Raw genomic sequence first — 16,079 nt, forward strand, 5'->3', positions numbered from 1 at the left:
TAATTATAACTCACAAAACGATAAAGCTTTCTGTTTGGATTAAAGGAGGATCAGGAAAATAAGTCGAATGTGTAGCAGGATGGTGTGGTGATGGTATGAGGTGAAGTTAGAAAATCACAAAGTCAGGTGTATGATGGGGGATTGCTCTGCCTTTATACGGATTCGGCTCAGCCGAAGATCCAGCTGAAAAAACCCTTCTTCTGCTCTTCTACCATTGCCCTCTCCATGAGGCGGCGCTGCTCCTCTTCCATCTGGCCAAGCTGTTCAAGGAGGATCATTGAGAGCTCCGGATCAGTTGACGAGCTTGTCAGGATGATGCCCCGGATCTCCTCTATCCGCCGCTCATTCTCTTCTGCCCGAACTCTGATCCGCTCAGCCGCCTCCCGGTTTCCTCCAAAGAGCGCCAGCGTGATACCGGATCTCTGCTCCATTGCCACCTCATCCCCCCACTGGGCATTGACCGAAGCATTATACTCGCGGGCGACTTCGGCAACGAGCGGGCCGATGCCGGTCATATTCTCAGCGGCAAGGAGGGCGAAGACGGCGTTTCTGACCTGGTTCTCATGGGCATACCGGGCCCGTGCCTGTACGGGGAGCCCCGGCACCTCTTCTGCCTGTAGCTCCTGCCGGGTGCGGATTGTATTTCTTAATCCTGCGGGATCAACTGGTGTGCTGTTTATCTCTGCCCGCACCGTCTCCCTGACAGCTATTCCCGGGGATTCCACCGGTGGACCTGCAGACTGATTCGACGCTTCAACAGGAGGGCCGCGGCCCTCAGGTGCCATGTCCTGCCCGCCGCCCTGCCCGGCAGATACTGCGGGAACGAGTGCGGCAAGGATCAGGAAGATACAGATGATGATTGAAAGATATCTCATATGCTCCTCTCTTCTCTGCGGAGATGATAATAGTTTTCAGAAAGGAAAGGGGGGGCAGTCTTCGGGAGAAGATCAGTATCTCCCGGATCCTACCACCATATCCCCCTGCATCTCATTCCACCCATCTTGCGGACCGGTGAGCTGGATTGAACAGAGCTGGGAGTAGCTATTCCCGCTCCATCCCAGGCTCCACCATTCGTTGCTGCCGGAGAAACGAACCCAGACTTCGACGCTCGTGTCCGGAGAGGACTCATAGGAGAGATAGACGGGGCTGGTGATCGCAGTGCAGGGCTCCCCGCCCATACCCAGGATGGCGCAGGTGCCTTCGGAGGTGCTGTGGGGGAGGAGGGGGTCGGTTCCTTCCGGATGCTTCGTCTGGATGGTTCTGCCGGGATCATACCGGATTCCGAAGGAGACGGGCCTCAGGATCGGGGTCTCTTCGCTGTATTGATCGGATGGCGGGAGCGTGGGCGGCAGATTCTCCTCGCCCGGCTCGATTGCAATCGGCATTCCATGGTACCGGGGAATCATCTCTGCTGCTGTGATCGAGAGGAAGGGCGTTGTATTGACGGCGATAATCTGAGCATCCCAGCCATCCGGCAGACCATAGATCTCGGATAGCAGGGGATCAAATCCAGGTGCCGGGTAGGGGAGGAGGAGTGTAACATTATGGAGCGGTTCGGTGAAGCTGATGGTAGCCTCGTAGGAGTAGCTGCTCTGGTAGGAATCATGTGATTCGGGTGAACCGGTGCAGCCGGCAGCAAAGATACAGCAGATGCAGACGATGGGAACCAGGATAAAGCGTGCGCTCATTAAGAAAGGTGAGGATATTGAGAAGAATAAGGGTTGTGGTTCTCACATTCCATGAGGAAAAGTGAGGGGGGATGCCTAAACAGCAACATGTGATTGGCCACCTGAACTTACAGGCGTGAACAGGTTGGATACCGCTTTATCCCATGCCGGTACAGGAAGAGTAACGAATGTCCACTATCCCTTCATGCCTCTTATCCCGGAAATGCCGGATCGGAGTGATCGTGTTCTTATTTCTCCTCGTTGCAGCAGGAGGGTATCTCACCTGGCAGTCTGCCCAGCCGTACCGGGTCGGCGTCCTGCTCCCTGCATCCGGGGATGATGATTCTGAGTACTACGAAACCCTTGAGTGGGCAGTTGACGGGCTGAACCGGGAGGGGGTCGGCAGGAGGATCGAACTCGTCCCAATCGATACGGAGGAGGTACCACTCATGATAGCTGCGAGGCAGCTGATCGATGACCCATCAATCAGGGTGGTGATTGGGGCCGCAACCAGTGACGAGGCATTCCGTATCGCACCGGATTTTATCAAGGCAAAGAAACTGCTGATCACTCCTTCTGCCACTTCCGGGGATCTTCCCAGGATGTTCTCGAGGTTTGGGTACATCTGGCGGACAACCACCGGCGACCGTGCCCAGACCAGAATTATTGTAAATATTCTGAAGGAGAGGGGGACCCGGTCTGCTGCCCTCCTGTACGAGGAGAGCACCTATGGAAACACATTCAGGGACTGGGCTGCATTTTATGCAATCGAATCAGATATCGAGCTCACATCAACGGTTGCCTTCGAAAGAGGGGGGGAGCTCAGGGAGGCGGTGTCTGCGGCCTGCCTCCTTGATCCTGAGTATATCATCGTCGCTGCCCGTGGATCAGATGCTGCCATGGTGCTTAGGATCATGGATGAAGAAGGCCGCTCCACCCGCCTCATCTTCACTGATGCGGCCAGAACACAGGCCTTCCTTGAGGCAGCGGGAGATCTGGCAGAGGGGGCCGAGGGGGTCAGCCCGACTGCCGACCGGAAGACCGGGTTCTTTGTCGCATACAAAGAGCATTTTGGCAGAATGCCTGACGATTATGCAGCCCACACCTATGATTCCCTTATCCTCGCGGTTGCCGCCCTTGCACGGATGGAGGCCGTCCCTTCCGAATCACCGGCCCTGGCGATGATGGCGGCCGTATCCGGTCGGGATGGCAGTTTCGGGTGGGATCATCAGGGTACGGCAGCGGCTATCCGGCAGATCCGCTCAGGCAGGCTTCCCGACCTGACAGGTGCATCAGGTCCGCTTGAGTATCACAGCGATCTGCCCGGAGAGCCGCTCATCACCTGGTATGTGCACTGGAAGGTTGAAGAGGGGGATTTTCGTTCAAATACCTATATTCCGGGATCGTTTGGCGAAAAGAGAACGGTGCAGATGCTGGAAACGATGATTGGAGGAGAGAACGCTTTCATTCAGGGGGAGGGAGGGGAACTCCATGCAGTCCTGGTAACCACCTCTTCGGACTGGGAGAATTACCGGCACCAGGCAGATATCGCACACATGTACTCACTCCTCCTTGAGAACGGGGTTTCCCCGGAGGATATTATCGTGATCAGCCAGGAGGATATCCCATATTCCACGATGAATCCCATACCCGGCCACCTCTATCACCGGGTTGGGGGTAAGAATATCTATATCCCGGCAACCGTGACAGACACTCCAATCACTTCTGAAGCATTCGTATCGTTCCTCCTTGGAAAGAGCAGCTCTGAGATCCCGTTCGGACTTGAGAGTGATAGCAGGAGCAGACTGCTCCTGTTCATGACCGGACATGGGGGCCCTGGATTCCTCGACTTCCCGGATGATGATCATCTCACGAGATCACGGTTCCAGGAGACGATCCAAAGAATGGCTGAAGAGGAGAGATTCTCCCGTATGCTGATCGTGGTTGAAGCCTGTTATGGAGAGAGCATGGGCATCGGCCTTGATATTCCAGGTGTTGTCTTCATGACCGGAGCATCATACCATGAGCCATCCAAGGGAGCGGAGTATGATATTAACCTCAGGCAGTGGCTCTCAAATGATTTTTCGATGAGCATGACAGACATAATTGTTCAGCATCCTGACCAGACCCTCCGGGGACTCTACGAGATGACCTATGACCGGGTATCAGGATCGCACCCCCGGATCATTGCCGGGAATGCAACCGACCTGAATATACCAGTTGCGGAGTTTTTTTGCGCATGAAGAGAGTGTATAATTCCATTATCATTGCGGGTATCCTTATCTGTATGGCAGGAGCTGTGCTGTTGTTTGTTCCGGGCCATGAAAGGCCGGTTGTGACCATCGTCTATATTGGGGAAAAAGGAGATTTTGGTTTCCTTGATTCCGCATACCTGGGGTTGATTCTGGCACGCGATGACTTTAACTTTATCTCGCATGAGATGCTCTGGGATGGATCTGATAGCCAGGATCCTGTGATCGTTGATGATGGGAAGAGAGCGGATCTGGTGCTGATTCTTGGGGATCTGATGAGCGGATATGCGGAAACTGTCGCAAACAAGTATCCAAAGACGCCGATTGTTGTCATTGATTCGGGACCGGTTCCGGGTGATTCCATCCGTTCGGTCTCCTTCTCAATGTACGGGGCGAGCTATCTTGCCGGGGTGCTTGCAGCAAACCAGACGAAGACCGAAAAGATTGGGGTGATCGCTGCAAAGGATGCTCCGGTGATCACCTCGTTCACCGATGGGTTTGTAGACGGCGTCTATAGCGGGAATCCGGATGCAGAGGTTTCGATTATCTATCTTGCAGATGATGATACCGGCTTTACGATGCCGGAGAAGGCAGCAGAAGTTGCCCGCAGCATGTATGCAGATGGAACCGATCTGATCTTCACGGTTGCAGGGGGATCCGGCCCGGGTGCGATCACAGCGGCAAAAGAGCTGCCCGGCCTCCTCATTATCGGGGTGGATTCCGACCAGTCAGAGCTTGCACCAAAGACGGTGATTGCATCTGTTGTAAAAAGGGTCGATCAAGTTGTCTATGATGAGATTGAAGCTGCCCTCTCGGGCAGATCGGTTGCGGGTGAAGACATGATAGGGTTATCTGATGGCGGCTCGGCACTCATCATTAACCCCCGATTCCCGGAGATTGGCAATCTGATTGAAGAGAGGTACTCCGAAGCAGCAGAGAAGGAGGCCGAATACCTGCTCATGAACGAAAACGGTTGACGAGGGAGGAAAGTATGGAGGGGGGAGAGACAGGCATCCCCGGATCATTTTTATTTGTATGTAATCTGGCAGTTCTGGAGACAGGAATCGAGAATTGTTTGCCTGTCTGCATAGTTTACATAACAGTAATCCAGGCATTTATTGTAGGTGGTGGTGCCAGGTGCATTCAGCACGGATGCGCCTGCGAGTTCTCCATCCTCAAAGCCGGCAGAATAGCCCGACTGTACACCTGCCTGGTACGAGATCACCCCGACTGCAATTGCAATCAGGATTACTAAAACCATGACTCCATATTTTTTTATCTGCTCATCCATTGAATGTAAGAATACTTGCAGGCTATTTATTTATTCCTCAGCAGATCAGATCGCAATCACTGAGGCAGGCATACTTTTTTTCAGCATAATTGCAATTGAATAAGCAGGTCTTACATTTCGTATTGATTTTTGCAGCGTTATGGATCTCTTCTGCCGAATCAATTCCACCTTCAAATCCGCCTGCATATCCTGCCTGGTACCCTGCCTGCCAGGATATTCCCGCAACAACCAGAATAATCAGAATGACGGCAGCCCGGATTCCATACCGCTTCATATGCTCATCCATGAATAGAATTAGGCAACTACGAGGTATTTATTAGTTCTTCAAAGCAGAAGACTAAAAGAGATCTTCTCTTTACGGAGACAATAAATGGAGAAAGAATATGATGCATGAAAAGAGGGAGGGGGGTGCTCTTCGAATCCCCGCTATCACCTTCATGCTCCTCTGCCTCCTTGTTACCACCGGAACAGCAGCAGATACCACTCCACTACCTCAATCAATAGATACGCCTGTAGAGACGATTGATGCCATCTTTTTCCATAGCATCACCTGCCGTGGCTGTGAACTGGTAAAGCCACTTGTGGAGGCGGTTGCAGACGAATACCCTGACATTCACCTTCAATCATTGGAGCTTCATTATAACAGCACGAATCTGGATCTCTTCCATGAAACAGTCAGGAACCGTCAGATTGGATCGTATGTCGTCCCACTCCTCATTATCGGGAACAGAACCTTTTGCGGGGAGGAGGAGATCCGCCTTTCCCTTCTTCCGTATCTGAGGCATGAAAAAGATCTTATTGCTGATGCCCGGGATCCGATCGCCTTTCGGGACTCAATAATCCCCAATCACCCATCCCAGGGAACATATGTCATGGGAAATCATACTACCACGGGTACAGGCTCTTCAGGGCGGCTTGAGGTGACTGTTCTCTCAGTACTGACTGCTGCGGCTCTCGACAGCATCAATCCCTGTGCCTTCGCCGTCCTCTTTGTGCTCCTCGCATACCTCACCTCCCTCCATGACAGGAGGAGGATGCTTCTGGTCGGACTCACCTATATCGGGATTGTATTTGCCGTGTACTTTGCTGCAGGGCTCGCACTCCTTGGGTTCGTCCATAGCCTTGGGATCTCAGGGCCGGTCTTCACGATTGCCGCTCTTGTCGTTATCGGAGCAGGGCTGGTACAGATCCTGGATCTGCTGCTGAAACGAAACGGCTTTTCCCTCTCGATTCCGGATGCGGCAAAAGAGAAGATCAGCAGGTACATCCGGCGTGCCACCATCCCGTCCGCAGTTCTGCTTGGGGCACTTGTCAGCCTTGTTGAGCTCCCCTGTACCGGCGGGATATATCTTGCGATACTGGGACTGATGTCGGATCGGATGACCTTTGCAGAAGGGCTGCCATACCTGATCCTCTATAATATCATCTTCGTCCTGCCCCTTACAATCGCCCTTGCAGTCGTCTACTCCGGCACATCCCCGGACCGTGTGGAGACACTGAGGTACCGGTATAACCGCCCTGTGAGGCTTATTATCGCCCTCTTCATGATCGGAATCGGGATGGCGATGCTGCTTGGGATCATATAGAGGGAACCGATTCAATCGTTTTGATATCATTAATGTAAAACAACAGTCATTTTTCGTAATACTTAATGCATAAAATAACTAAGTACAATAATAGGAGAGACGTGACAGAATGCGCCGGGCCAAATAGCAGCCCGGGCATTCTTTTTCCTCTCATGGTGATAGCTGATGCAGCAGAGAACAATCGACTGGAATTTTATCTGGAAAGAGCAGCAGAGAGAGCACCATAATACCAACATGGAGAAGAATGATGCAAGCTTCTGGGATGCAAAGGATGCAGCACGCAGGTTCTATGTTATGGCACACGAGAATAATGGCGAGCGGATCAATAAAACCTTACATGAACTCCCGCTCTCGCCAGAATCACGTGTTCTCGATATCGGTGCAGGGCCGGGGGCAATCGCCATCCCTCTCTCCAGGCAGGTTGCCCATATCACTGCGGTTGAGCCTTCAGAGGGGATGTGTGCGGTCTTTTCCGAGAATATTGAACATGAGAAGTGCGATAATATCACTCTTATAAACAAGCGGTGGGAGGATATCGACGTAAAAGCGGATCTGAAACCGCCCTACGATGTTGTCTTTGCCTCCTACTCACTTGATGTACCGGATATCAGGGAGGCAATTCAAAAGATAGAAGAGGCGGCTTCAAAGTATATCGCTATCTACTGGTTTGCCGGTGCGACCTCATGGGAGGCAATGTCACGGGATCTCTGGCCACAACTCCATGGGAAAGAGTATGTTCCCTCCCCAAAATGCGATATCCTCTATAATGTCCTCTACTCAATGGGGATCTACCCTCATATCGAGACATTCCCCTTCCGGCACATCAACCGGTTCAACACCCTTGATGAGGCGGTCGAACACTTTGCAGGGCGGTTTTTTGCAGAAACCGAACAGCAGAAAGACCTGATCCGGGGGTACCTGGAGAGGCATACGCTTCAGGATGACGGCACAATCATCATACCCGGTAATTCGATCCGTGTCCGGATGTGGTGGGAGAAGACGGAAGCATAACGTGCTCATAACAGGAAGGCGGATACGAGCCGTTCATTTTCCATGAGGATGAATGGATTCTCAGATCCACTCAACCAGCTTTCCATGCTCCATAACGGCGATCTGATCGCTCATCCATTCGACCACATCGCGATCATGCGAAATAAAGATAAAACTGATCCCTCGGGACTCCTGGAGATCTTTCATTATATTCAGTATTTGAGCCTGTACAGAAGCATCAAGCATCGATGTCGGTTCATCGGCTACAATGCACTCAGGTTCAAGGGCAAGTATCCTGGCAATTACCACCCGCTGGAGCTGACCACCGGATAATTCAAATGGATAGCGAAACAACAGTTCGGGATTGAGGTTGACCCTCCCGATGAGATCAAGGATATGATCCTCTTCCTCATCCCCGGTGCAGATTGAATGGATACGGAGCGGCTCCGCTATAGCATCATAGATGCGCATCCTCGGATTGAGCGAAGATTCTGGGTTCTGGAAGATGATCTGTATCTTCTGTGGCAGCCACCCAAGCGAATGGTGAGGCACATGGGTAACATCCTGACCCATCATCAGGATCTGACCACTCGTCGGCTCGATCAGCCGGAGAAGAGATCGGGCAAGTGTACTCTTCCCGGATCCGCTTGACCCGAGAATCCCAAGGGTACTCCCCCGCTTCAGGGAGAATGTGACGCCGTCAAGAGCAGTAATAGTGGTCTTTTTAAAGATGCCCGAGGTGAAGACCTTTCTAAGGTTCCGGACTTCAAGGATGCTCATTGCTCACTCCCCGGTATAAGCACCTGACCAGGTGGTTGTCCTGGATCTCACGCATCTCAGGGTGTACCTGTGAGCAATCCTCCCTCCTCTCTGCACACCGGGGATGGAACCGGCATCCGGAAGGCAGGCTGCTCAGGCTTGGAATCTCCCCGGGTATCGGCATCATGCCATACTTTGGGAGGGCATGGATGAGTGCATTCGCATAAGGATGCGTGGTCGAATGGAGCGTTCTCTGCATGATATCAGCAGTTCTTCCGATTTCTATGATCTCGCCTGCATACATCACCGCAATACGATCACAGATCGCCTCTGCAATCTCGAGATCATGCGTGATCAGGAGCATGCTTACTGACCGCTTCCGGATAAGATCCGACATCAGCGTGATGATCTGCCACTTTCGCTCCTTATCCAGTCCCTTCGTCGGCTCATCAGCGATAAGAAGTTTTGGCGTTGCAGCAAGCCCGATAGCAATCATTACGCGCTGCTTCATCCCACCTGAGAACTGATGGGGATACTCTTTCATCCTCGCCGGATCGATGCCAACCTGTTCAAAGAGCCCTTTTGCTTTCTGCTCTGCTTCAGCCACAGAATTCCCAAGATGGCACCTGAAGACTTCCGCAACCTGTTCGCCGACAGGGAGAACAGGATTGAGCGATGCTGCAGGATTCTGGAGGATCATCCCGATCTCCCTGCCCCGTATAGCCTGTATCTCCTGCTGGGTGAGATCGAGAATGTTTCTTCCCAGGTAGAGAATGCTCCCTTCAAGAGAGACATTCGGGCTGAGGAGACGCATAATGGCTCTTCCAAGGATCGTCTTCCCGCATCCTGTCTCGCCGATCAAACCCACGATCTCATTCTCACCGATTGAAAGATCAACCCCATTATTCGCCTTGACGATATCATTCCGGGAATAGAAATGGACATTGAGGTTTTTGATCTCGATCAGCGCCATCATTTCACCAGGGTCATCTCTTTTGTGTGTGGGTCAAGCGTATCGCGTATTCCGTCACCGATAAAGTTGAATGCCAGTACTGTAAGCATGAGCAGGATACCAGGGAAGAAAGTGATGTAGGTTGCGCTCCTGAGATACGGAATACCTGCCTTGAGCATTGATCCCCATTCTGGTGTCGGAGGCTGAATGCCGAGGCCAAGGAAACTGAGTGCTGCGGCGAAGATGATCGTCTGGGCGATATCCATTGTAGCCAGGACGATGATCGGGTTGGATGCATTCAGCAGGATGTGTTTTCTCAGAATATAGGTATCTGATGCACCAAGGGCCCGGGCAGCCTCGACAAACTCCTTTTCTTTCATCGAGAGCGTCATCCCCCGGACAAGCCGCGTATAGGCAGGCCACTGTGTCAGAGAGAGAGCAATGATCACATTGACAACGCCCGGCCCAAGCAGCCCAGCAATGATGAGGGCAAGGATGATACTTGGAAAAGCAAGCATGATATCAACAAAACGCATGATAACTTCATCGATGGCTCTTCCCCCATACCCGGAGAGAAGCCCAAGTATGGTTCCAAAGAGAGCAGTGATACCCACCACACAGATACCGATGGAGAGCGATATCCGGCTGCCGAAGACAACGCGTGAGAAGATATCCCGTCCCAGATCATCAGTTCCAAACGGATGCTGAATCGAGGGTGTCTGGAGCCGCTCCCTGAGGTTCTGTTCAGCAGGATCAAACGGTGCGATGAGCGGGGCAAATATGGCACAGAGTACGATGATCCCGATGATCACTGCACCAATAAGAGCAAGGCGATTTCTGCAGAATTCTGCGAGAAGGAAGTTCGTTTCAGTCATGTCTGTCGTACCTGATCCGGGGATCGATTGAGGCATAGAGGAGGTCGATAGCCAGGTTAGTTATAGCAAACAAGAGCCCAATCAACAAGACACACCCCTGTATCATCGAATAGTCGCGTGCATAGATTGAATCGACAAGCAGTTTGCCGATGCCAGGCCAGGCAAAGATCGTCTCGACTATCACGGTTCCGCCGAGGAGAAAGCCAAGCTGAAGGCCCGAGAAGGTTATCACCGGAAGAAGCGCATTCTTCAAGGCATGTCGAAACAGAACGGTTCTTTTGTCAAGACCTTTTGCCCGTGCTGTGGCGATATACTCCTGCCCCATCACATCAAGCATACTCGACCGCATAAGACGCATGGTGATTGCAGCCATCGATGCTCCCAAAGTCACTGCAGGGAGGATAAGATGGCTTATTCCCCCCGATCCAAAACTTGGGAGTACCCGGAGATACAGGGAGAAGAACCATATCAGAATGAGGCCAAGCCAGAAGTTTGGCATCGAGACGCCCAGAAGCGCAATTGAGGTAGTGGTGTAGTCGAGGAAGGCATTCTTATGAAGCGCACTGATGATCCCAACAGGAATCCCGATACAGAGGGAGAGGATAAGGCTCGCCAGAGCGAGTGTCAGAGTTGTTGGAAACCGGACTGCAATCTCTTCTGCCACATCATCGAAGGTGATGAGTGATCTCCCGAGATCAAGACGGATGATGTGATTGAGCCATGTAAGGTACTGGATATACACCGGATCATCGAGATGTTCTGTGGAACGTACCCATTCTATCTGCCCGGGGGTGAGATCCTGGCCATACCGGGCGGTCGCAATGATCTCAGCAGGATCTCCCGGGGCAAGGTACATGGCACCAAATGTGATTACTGTCACACCGGACATGACAAGGAAAACCAGTGCCAGTCGCTTTACAATGTATGCGTACATTCAGTACCTTCCCATCCACATTCTTCCCGTAAAAAAAAGAGTCTGGCAGATTGCCAGAATCATCATCGAACTGTAATTCCTGCGAGATTTAACCAGGGATCCTCGGAGGTGATGGTATAGCCCTGGATATGATCGTTGGTTGCTACGATCTTCTCTTCATGGATAAGATAGAATGCAGGGAGATCCTCAATTACCATATCCTGTAGCTGATAGTAGAGTTCTTTCTGCCTTGTTTCATCACCGGTTGTATCGGCTGCTGTTGCAATCCGGTCATACTCCTCATTCTGATAGTGAGAGTTTGGATACTGAGACGAATGCAGCCAGAAGTGCCTTGGATACGGACCCCATACAAAGTAGCCGCTCCTGAGGATCATGCCGAAATCACCAGCGCTTTCAAGCTGGTTCAATGCCCCATCTTCCAGTACTTTCACTTCAAGACCCATTCCCACATCAGAGAGATAGGACTGGGCAGCCTCTGCCATCTGTATATGCCTCGCTGCCCAGACACCCCGACCGACGAGGATGGAGACCTTCAGCTCCCGGCCATCCTTCTTCCGGATGGTATCGGTACCTGATAGTGTCCAGCCGGCTTCTTCAAGCAGCTGGCGTGATTTTGCGGGGTCCTGGCTATAGAGGGCAAGATCCGGGTTTGAATAGAGCATCACCGGCGAGTAGGGCCGGCCCCGGGCAGCAATACCAATCCCTTCAAGGATGGTCTCACTCATCTCCTCAGTATCGATTGCATAGGCGACTGCCTTTCGGACCCGGATATCATCGAATGGAGATGTCTTCGTATTGAACTGGAGGAAGTCGGTAAATGTGCTGACTTTTCGTGAAACCGTTATACCGGGCGTATTTTCAAGGCGTATACAATCGCTTTCAGGCACCTTGATGATCATATCCACTTCTCCGGTCTCAAGAGCCATCACCCGTGTGGAGGCTTCGGGGATCACCTTGAAGATAACCATATCAAGTGTGGGTGCAGTACCCCAGTAGTTCTCATTCTTTGTAAGAACGACTTGCTGGGCTTTCGTGTGGCTTTCAAAGGCATAGGGACCTGTTCCAATTGGTTTGATGAAGTTTCCATTCGAATCGACACAGGTTGGGCTGACAACGGGCCAGGCCACGTGAGTGAGGTAGAGTGGAAGGGGTTGCGGACGCTTCATGACAAATTTGACAGTCAGATCATCGACAGCCTCGACACTTGCAATCGTCTGCAATGCTCCCTGTGCCCTGACATAACTGTTTTCATTATAGGAATAGACAACAGCATCGGCATTCAGCGGTGTGCCATCATGGAAGATGACTCCATCACGGAGGTAGAAGAACCAGGTCTTACCATCATCGGGCGTATCCCATGATGTTGCAAGACCGGGCTCGATATTCAGATCGGTATCAACCCGGACGAGCGTCTCGTAGATCTGTGACCAGACAAATCTTCCATCACCTCCAGGGAAGTTTGAGTTCTGCCATAACGGAACATCAGTGCTCATGCCGATCGTTAAAACCTGTTCTGAGGGCCCTGTCTGGCCAGCATCAGTACATCCTGCGATAATAACAGCCGACGCAAGGATCGCCATAGTAAAAGCGATGATAACGGTTTTCGGATTGAGATATGTTTGTAACCAGTCCATAGAGTAGTACCACCCGGTAGTATGATGAATGTTCAATTTTGTATTAATTGATATTTAAATCTTTATTTTTGAGTTTACAAAATAGATCTGAATACTAATTGTAACATACCATATAATTTTTTTTGATAAAGTCATCACACATATGCACACATTACCAGCCCTTCCGGAGTAAAAACAGATTGGCCATTGGTTGGTCACGAGACCCGGATCACAGAAGAGGAACTAAAAAACCCGATAGAATAGTAAGAGGGCAGAGTCACAGACAGCGGATCTGATCCGGGTGAAAAAATGAGAGATTTTGAAAAGAGAATTACTCCGTCGTCTTCCCGTCAAAATGCTCGTGGGCAGCTTCTGCTTCTGCCTTTGTTTTATGGATCGTCTTGTCCTGGTGTTCTGGCGGGGAGTAGATCGTATATAGTTTCAGATCGGCTGTTGCTGAGGTGTTGATCACGTTGTGCTCGGCACCCGCCGGAACAATCACGGCACTGCCGTCTTTGACTGTATGTGCAACACCATCGATGACAACCTTGCCTTCACCCTCCTCGAACCGGAAGAACTGATCGATATCGTCATGCACCTCTGATCCGATCTCCTCGCCTGCCTTTAGGCACATCAGGACAAGCTGGCTGTACTTCCCGGTATACAGGACTCTCCTGAAATCAGCATTCTTCAGGGTCTCTGTCTCAATATCTGCTGCAAATCCTTTCTTCATATCTCTTATCCTCCATACAATAACGGCTGAGCCGTTAAGATACCACTAGGACGGGTGATTATATCATGGTTTTGGAACTGGCAGATTCCGGACCACTTTCACTTTCGCACTCCGCAGTATTGGGTTTATTGCATCTGCTGGAAAAGACTGGTATGAAACACACAGAGGTGTTATTGAATGAATGTATCCACACCAGAAATACGGGAGATCGATGCAAGAGAGGTTGCATCGGTCTCATTCACCGGAAATTATCTTGGAAATGCGAGTGTCTTTGAGAAGCTGTTTGGCACGCTCTGCGGATGGGCAGGCGCACAAGAGCTGATTTCGCCGGAGACCCGGTTTGTATCTGCCTATTACAACGACCCCGACACAACCCCTCCTGAAGAGCTGAGGGTCGATGTCTGCATGACAATCCCCCCCGGAACAGAGATCCCAACGGAGGGGGAGGTGCAGAGGCGGACCCTCCCCGGAGGAAAGTATGCAGTGATGAAGGCCGAACTCACCGGGCCTGAGGAGTATGGCCCCGTCTGGTATGCACTGGCAGAGTGGCTTGGGGAGAATAATGTCGAACTTGATCTCACAAGGCCGGGATATGAGTACTATCTCAATTGTCCGGACGAAGACCCGGAGAAGCTCCATCGTGTTGAGATCTGCCTTGGCGTGAAATAAGAGAGAGGGAAGGAGAAGGGTTATTCCCGGGGGCGGGTGATCTCATTCATCCCTCATTTACTGGACATAAACAGACTGAGCGAGATCCCGGTGATGAGGGCAACCAGGGCGTCAGATCCGAAGTATTCCAGTGAGAAGAGGGTCTCTACCGGGATCCCCCCCCAGAAATGCCCCAGTATAAAAGAGAGTATCAGCCCAAGGAGGAATACCACCCCGAAATGCTTCAGCCCGACGAGATAATCTGTATATACAAGCCTGATAAAAATGAAACAGGCTCCCATAAAAATGATAAAAAAGGTCATTCCTGCCTGAGCTGTTGCTGCGGCAATTGTCCGTGACGAGAAAATGCCAAACTCTGCGATGATTAAGTAGATGATGATCCGCCCAAGAGCACCATCCTCGGTTCGCGTCAGGAGCTGCGCCAGGTACGGAGCTGGTTCATCTCCTCCGCCAGCCATACTCTCTGCATCGTTCGTGGAGAATATCTGCGGCATCTCCGGGATTGCCATTCCCCGTTTCCTCATCACGTTCAGGACAGCTTTCACAACCGCAATAAGGGCAATCCCGATGGCAAGAATACCCGCGATCAGGCCCGCAAGGCCGAAGAATATGTTATCAATCGTGAAACCTCCCTGCACAATCCGAAAGACGAAGTCATAGAGGAAGATGTAGGTGGCGACGGTGATGATCAGGAGAAGGGCAACCTTCCTGAAATCGTTTTTTGTAAGGTGCATCAGGATTTCAAGCTGCTTGTTCGCCGAATCGAGTGCTTTTTCTGTCTTTCGCAGCTCGGTAACATCCTGGCCCTGGGCAATGGTGGCAATCACCGTTTTCCCATCATCTGCAAGGATGTTTGATGAGTTCCAGAGGACGGCATGGATATCGCTGTTTCGTGAACGGATCGGGATCTCGCATGCTTCCCAGGACGATGTGCCTGAACTTGCACCCTGAATCAGATCCATCGCAGATTGGCAGTTTTCTGAGCGGAAGAGGATACCAAGATCGGATCCAATTGCTTCTTCTGCCGGAATGCCGGATAGGTGTTCAAATGCCTTGTTAAACCGGGTAATTTTACCTTCTGAATCCCAGACGACGATTGGCGCATTGGTATATGAGATGAGGTTATTCAGGAAATCATTTGTTTCGAGGAGCTCCCGCTGCATCCGCTGAATTTCATCACGGTTTGCCTGCATCTCTGCTTCGAGTGCAAGAAGTTGATCATTTCTCTGCCGGAGCATCTCGTTTATCATATTCAGTTCAAGGGTTCGTGCCCTGAGCCCCCGCTCTGTTACCATCCACCCCTCCATCAGGAATGTGACGACTACCCCTACGATGAAAAAGATCAGAACACGGAACACGCCGTTTACGAGATGCTCAACGCCCGCTGTCGAGAGGAGGATGATCAGGTACAGCAGCGAAAGGAAGATCGAGTAGATGAGGCCCTGCCGGAGATAGAAGAGGCAGGCAAGGATGATCGGGATGAAGAAGAGGATCTGGGCGATATCAGAGAAGCCTGAGGAGAGGAGGAGTATGCTCAGGATGATACTCAGGATGGAGGTGCAGATGACAGCCGTAAACGCCACCCGTGGATCAATTGGGAGGTGCATCTCCCGCTTCCACAGATTCTCAATGAGAGGGTGGAGAGCACCCGGGATTGACATAGTGTGTCAATAGGAGAATGGAGACAATAATTATTTCCATCGATTCGGATGCAGTAAGAGTGGTTTCCCTGAAGAAGAAACCATCCATCCCTTACTT

16 protein-coding genes are annotated in these 16,079 nt (G+C 51.5%); 5 read left to right on the plus strand and 11 right to left on the minus strand.

The annotated features are described in order from the left end of the window. Positions 1 to 167: 167 nt before the first annotated feature. Together FTO68_RS00005 and FTO68_RS00010 are read right to left on the minus strand one after the other, a co-directional pair. Positions 168 to 875 carry a hypothetical protein gene (locus tag FTO68_RS00005; RefSeq protein ID WP_255331296.1) on the minus strand — a complete coding sequence of 236 codons (708 nt, stop codon included), beginning with the start codon at positions 873 to 875 and terminating at the stop codon, positions 168 to 170. Positions 876 to 947: 72 nt separating this feature from the next. Then, positions 948 to 1,688 carry a hypothetical protein gene (locus FTO68_RS00010; protein WP_255331297.1) on the minus strand — a complete coding sequence of 247 codons (741 nt, stop codon included), beginning with the start codon at positions 1,686 to 1,688 and terminating at the stop codon, positions 948 to 950. Positions 1,689 to 1,909: 221 nt separating this feature from the next. Here FTO68_RS00010 and FTO68_RS00015 point away from each other — a divergent pair, with 221 nt between their 5' ends. Together FTO68_RS00015 and FTO68_RS00020 are read left to right on the plus strand one after the other, a co-directional pair. After that, the gene (locus FTO68_RS00015; protein ID WP_255331298.1) at positions 1,910 to 3,910 is read left to right on the plus strand and encodes a C13 family peptidase; all 2,001 of its coding nucleotides are present in this window, start codon (positions 1,910 to 1,912) and stop codon (positions 3,908 to 3,910) included. After that, entirely contained in the window at positions 3,907 to 4,896 is a 990-nt protein-coding gene (locus FTO68_RS00020; RefSeq protein WP_255331299.1) for a BMP family lipoprotein, read from the plus strand. The genes FTO68_RS00015 and FTO68_RS00020 overlap by 4 nt, the downstream gene beginning before the upstream one ends. 50 nt (positions 4,897 to 4,946) lie before the next feature. On the opposite strand, the gene FTO68_RS00025 is transcribed toward FTO68_RS00020, so the two are convergent. Then, positions 4,947 to 5,210 (minus strand): hypothetical protein, encoded by a 264-nt coding sequence (locus FTO68_RS00025; protein WP_255331300.1) that lies wholly within the window; start codon positions 5,208 to 5,210, stop codon positions 4,947 to 4,949. Between the two features lie 37 nt (positions 5,211 to 5,247). Then, on the minus strand, positions 5,248 to 5,496 hold the full coding sequence (locus FTO68_RS00030) for a hypothetical protein (RefSeq protein WP_255331301.1): 249 nt from the start codon (positions 5,494 to 5,496) through the stop codon (positions 5,248 to 5,250). Positions 5,497 to 5,593: 97 nt separating this feature from the next. On the opposite strand from FTO68_RS00030, the gene FTO68_RS00035 reads away from it, so the two are divergent. Beyond that, positions 5,594 to 6,796 (plus strand): cytochrome c biogenesis CcdA family protein, encoded by a 1,203-nt coding sequence (locus FTO68_RS00035; RefSeq protein ID WP_255331302.1) that lies wholly within the window; start codon positions 5,594 to 5,596, stop codon positions 6,794 to 6,796. Between the two features lie 165 nt (positions 6,797 to 6,961). Next, a complete protein-coding gene (locus FTO68_RS00040; RefSeq protein WP_255331303.1) occupies positions 6,962 to 7,807 on the plus strand; it encodes a class I SAM-dependent methyltransferase in 846 nt (281 codons plus the stop codon). Between the two features lie 60 nt (positions 7,808 to 7,867). On the opposite strand, the gene FTO68_RS00045 is transcribed toward FTO68_RS00040, so the two are convergent. The 6 genes from FTO68_RS00045 to FTO68_RS00070 all read right to left on the minus strand — a co-directional run bounded on the left by FTO68_RS00045 (position 7,868) and on the right by FTO68_RS00070 (position 13,652). Beyond that, entirely contained in the window at positions 7,868 to 8,566 is a 699-nt protein-coding gene (locus FTO68_RS00045; protein WP_255331304.1) for an ATP-binding cassette domain-containing protein, read from the minus strand. Beyond that, positions 8,553 to 9,521, minus strand: a complete 969-nt coding sequence (locus tag FTO68_RS00050) for an ABC transporter ATP-binding protein (RefSeq protein WP_255331305.1) — start codon at positions 9,519 to 9,521, stop codon at positions 8,553 to 8,555. Before FTO68_RS00050 ends, FTO68_RS00045 begins: the two co-directional genes overlap by 14 nt. Then, positions 9,518 to 10,372 carry a nickel transporter permease gene (nikC, locus tag FTO68_RS00055; RefSeq protein ID WP_255331306.1) on the minus strand — a complete coding sequence of 285 codons (855 nt, stop codon included), beginning with the start codon at positions 10,370 to 10,372 and terminating at the stop codon, positions 9,518 to 9,520. The genes FTO68_RS00050 and nikC overlap by 4 nt, the downstream gene beginning before the upstream one ends. Continuing rightward, on the minus strand, positions 10,365 to 11,306 hold the full coding sequence (gene nikB / locus FTO68_RS00060; RefSeq protein ID WP_255331307.1) for a nickel ABC transporter permease: 942 nt from the start codon (positions 11,304 to 11,306) through the stop codon (positions 10,365 to 10,367). The genes nikC and nikB overlap by 8 nt, the downstream gene beginning before the upstream one ends. A 62-nt stretch (positions 11,307 to 11,368) precedes the next feature. Beyond that, positions 11,369 to 12,940 carry an ABC transporter substrate-binding protein gene (locus FTO68_RS00065; RefSeq protein ID WP_255331308.1) on the minus strand — a complete coding sequence of 524 codons (1,572 nt, stop codon included), beginning with the start codon at positions 12,938 to 12,940 and terminating at the stop codon, positions 11,369 to 11,371. 310 nt (positions 12,941 to 13,250) lie between these two features. Continuing rightward, entirely contained in the window at positions 13,251 to 13,652 is a 402-nt protein-coding gene (locus FTO68_RS00070; protein WP_255331309.1) for a cupin domain-containing protein, read from the minus strand. A 177-nt stretch (positions 13,653 to 13,829) separates the two neighbouring features. Between FTO68_RS00070 and FTO68_RS00075 the strand changes: the two genes are divergently transcribed. Beyond that, positions 13,830 to 14,321: an AraC family transcriptional regulator gene (locus FTO68_RS00075; RefSeq protein WP_255331310.1), complete on the plus strand. Its 492-nt coding sequence runs from the start codon at positions 13,830 to 13,832 to the stop codon at positions 14,319 to 14,321. A gap of 53 nt (positions 14,322 to 14,374) precedes the next feature. Here the strand turns inward: FTO68_RS00075 and FTO68_RS00080 are convergent, their stop codons facing one another. Next, positions 14,375 to 15,982 (minus strand): PAS domain-containing protein, encoded by a 1,608-nt coding sequence (locus FTO68_RS00080; protein ID WP_255331311.1) that lies wholly within the window; start codon positions 15,980 to 15,982, stop codon positions 14,375 to 14,377. Positions 15,983 to 16,079: the final 97 nt, after the last annotated feature.

Source organism: Methanocalculus taiwanensis (genome assembly GCF_024372745.1).
Classification (GTDB): Archaea; Halobacteriota; Methanomicrobia; order Methanomicrobiales; family Methanocorpusculaceae; genus Methanocalculus; species Methanocalculus taiwanensis.

What these genes read in the sequence shown, in the direction of transcription:
- FTO68_RS00070 (WP_255331309.1), bottom strand. Translation starts at nt 13,652, where the DNA reads ATGAAGAAAGGATTTGCAGCAGATATTGAGACAGAGACCCTGAAGAAT.
- FTO68_RS00080 (WP_255331311.1), bottom strand. Translation starts at nt 15,982, where the DNA reads ATGTCAATCCCGGGTGCTCTCCACCCTCTCATTGAGAATCTGTGGAAG.
- FTO68_RS00040 (WP_255331303.1), top strand. Translation starts at nt 6,962, where the DNA reads ATGCAGCAGAGAACAATCGACTGGAATTTTATCTGGAAAGAGCAGCAG.
- FTO68_RS00075 (WP_255331310.1), top strand. Translation starts at nt 13,830, where the DNA reads ATGAATGTATCCACACCAGAAATACGGGAGATCGATGCAAGAGAGGTT.
- FTO68_RS00010 (WP_255331297.1), bottom strand. Translation starts at nt 1,688, where the DNA reads ATGAGCGCACGCTTTATCCTGGTTCCCATCGTCTGCATCTGCTGTATC.
- FTO68_RS00005 (WP_255331296.1), bottom strand. Translation starts at nt 875, where the DNA reads ATGAGATATCTTTCAATCATCATCTGTATCTTCCTGATCCTTGCCGCA.
- FTO68_RS00045 (WP_255331304.1), bottom strand. Translation starts at nt 8,566, where the DNA reads ATGAGCATCCTTGAAGTCCGGAACCTTAGAAAGGTCTTCACCTCGGGC.
- FTO68_RS00065 (WP_255331308.1), bottom strand. Translation starts at nt 12,940, where the DNA reads ATGGACTGGTTACAAACATATCTCAATCCGAAAACCGTTATCATCGCT.
- FTO68_RS00035 (WP_255331302.1), top strand. Translation starts at nt 5,594, where the DNA reads ATGATGCATGAAAAGAGGGAGGGGGGTGCTCTTCGAATCCCCGCTATC.
- FTO68_RS00030 (WP_255331301.1), bottom strand. Translation starts at nt 5,496, where the DNA reads ATGGATGAGCATATGAAGCGGTATGGAATCCGGGCTGCCGTCATTCTG.
- FTO68_RS00025 (WP_255331300.1), bottom strand. Translation starts at nt 5,210, where the DNA reads ATGGATGAGCAGATAAAAAAATATGGAGTCATGGTTTTAGTAATCCTG.
- nikB (WP_255331307.1), bottom strand. Translation starts at nt 11,306, where the DNA reads ATGTACGCATACATTGTAAAGCGACTGGCACTGGTTTTCCTTGTCATG.
- FTO68_RS00020 (WP_255331299.1), top strand. Translation starts at nt 3,907, where the DNA reads ATGAAGAGAGTGTATAATTCCATTATCATTGCGGGTATCCTTATCTGT.
- nikC (WP_255331306.1), bottom strand. Translation starts at nt 10,372, where the DNA reads ATGACTGAAACGAACTTCCTTCTCGCAGAATTCTGCAGAAATCGCCTT.
- FTO68_RS00050 (WP_255331305.1), bottom strand. Translation starts at nt 9,521, where the DNA reads ATGATGGCGCTGATCGAGATCAAAAACCTCAATGTCCATTTCTATTCC.